Origin of the sequence: Campylobacter sp. BCW_6873 (assembly GCF_001762365.1) — a bacterium.
In the GTDB taxonomy this organism is placed as follows: domain Bacteria; phylum Campylobacterota; class Campylobacteria; order Campylobacterales; family Campylobacteraceae; genus Campylobacter_D; species Campylobacter_D jejuni.
Map to the genome: position 1 here is coordinate 1 of NZ_MJWS01000074.1, position 1,352 is coordinate 1,352.

A 1,352-nucleotide genomic window follows, 5' to 3' on the forward strand; every position below is an offset into this window, starting at 1 on the left:
TAATTATAATATACTATTATTAACTAATAATATATAAAAAATATTTTTTATATATTATTATTATATATTATGATTACAAAGAGTAACTATTATTGTCTAGTTATCTCTTTTTCAGGTTGTGTTTTTTCCATAGATTTAAAAGCTTTAAGTTTATTATGAAAATCAATGAAATTTAATTGTTTTTTGACTTCATCAAGCCCTTTATTTAAAAAAATGTCATTGAAATCACTTATTCCTTGTTCTGCTTCTTGATTGCTGATTTTTGGAATAATAACTTTAATATCTGAAAATTTTTGTTGAATTTCTTTTGCAGTTTCCACCCCGACATTAGAAAGTCCTTTTAATTCTCTTTTTTTATCATTATCGGCTATTAAGGTAATAGGAGTGTTTTGAAATTTGTTTTTTAGGGTTTCAACGATTTTTGATAAGTTTCCAGCATCTATACCCATTATTACAGGCTTATTGAGTGCTTTGTATATAGTTGCAGCAGTAGCAAAGCCTTCTGCTATGATAAATTCTTTGCAATATTCTAGGTTTTTTGCACCTATTAGGTGAAAACATCCAGATTTTTTTGCAGAATATTCAATGCCTTGCTCTTTTTCTTCTTTAGTTTTAATTACACCAATAATTTTATCACCATTTGGGAATATTCTTTGCACAGACCATAATTTGCCATTTTCATCTTTTAAGGGAATAAGTAAAGAACCTTTGTTATCCTGCTTAAGATAAAAGTTTTCACTAAAACCTTTTTTCTTTAAATAAGGATGATTTGAATGAGCCCAATTAGCTTGATTATATTCTTCTTCAATTTTTAATGCTGTTTTTTGCTGAAGCTCTAAAATGTCTTGTTTCGTATTATTGCTTGTAGAATTATGTAATCTTTTTTGACTAGGAGTTTGATAACTTACAATGTTTTGTTTTGCATTTTCTAAAGGCATTTTCCAATTTTCTTTAATACCTGTTTTAAAATTTTGAATAAAACCAGCGGGGTATTTATCTAAAAATCCACTATAAGCTCCACTCATTTCTCTGCCTTTATCTGTTGTTGTTTTTACTCTGTGGATTTTGCCATCCATGATAGGTGAACCATCAATAATTAAACCTTGATTTTCTAAAGCAGATTTAAAAGTAGTTAAAACTTCATTTTCATCAAATGAAAATTCTTTATTTTGGTGCGGATAAAACCATTGTGAGAAAATATTTTTATCTAAGCTTTTTGGAGCAAACCATTTTTTTTCTTTATCATCCCACATTGCCCCTAATGATTTTACTTTTTCTTTGTCTTTAAATGGAACATAAAGATAAATTCTTTTTTGTGGCATCGTATATCCTTTTAGTTTCCTTTAATATTA

The 1,352-nt window shown here is 27.2% G+C and carries 1 protein-coding gene; it reads right to left on the reverse strand.

Going from position 1 to position 1,352, the window contains the following annotated elements; translation table 11 throughout:
• Positions 1–89: 89 nt before the first annotated feature.
• Complete coding sequence (locus AJ932_RS05715; protein WP_070261061.1) at positions 90–1,322, reverse strand: DUF5710 domain-containing protein; 1,233 nt, start codon at positions 1,320–1,322, stop codon at positions 90–92.
• Positions 1,323–1,352: the final 30 nt, after the last annotated feature.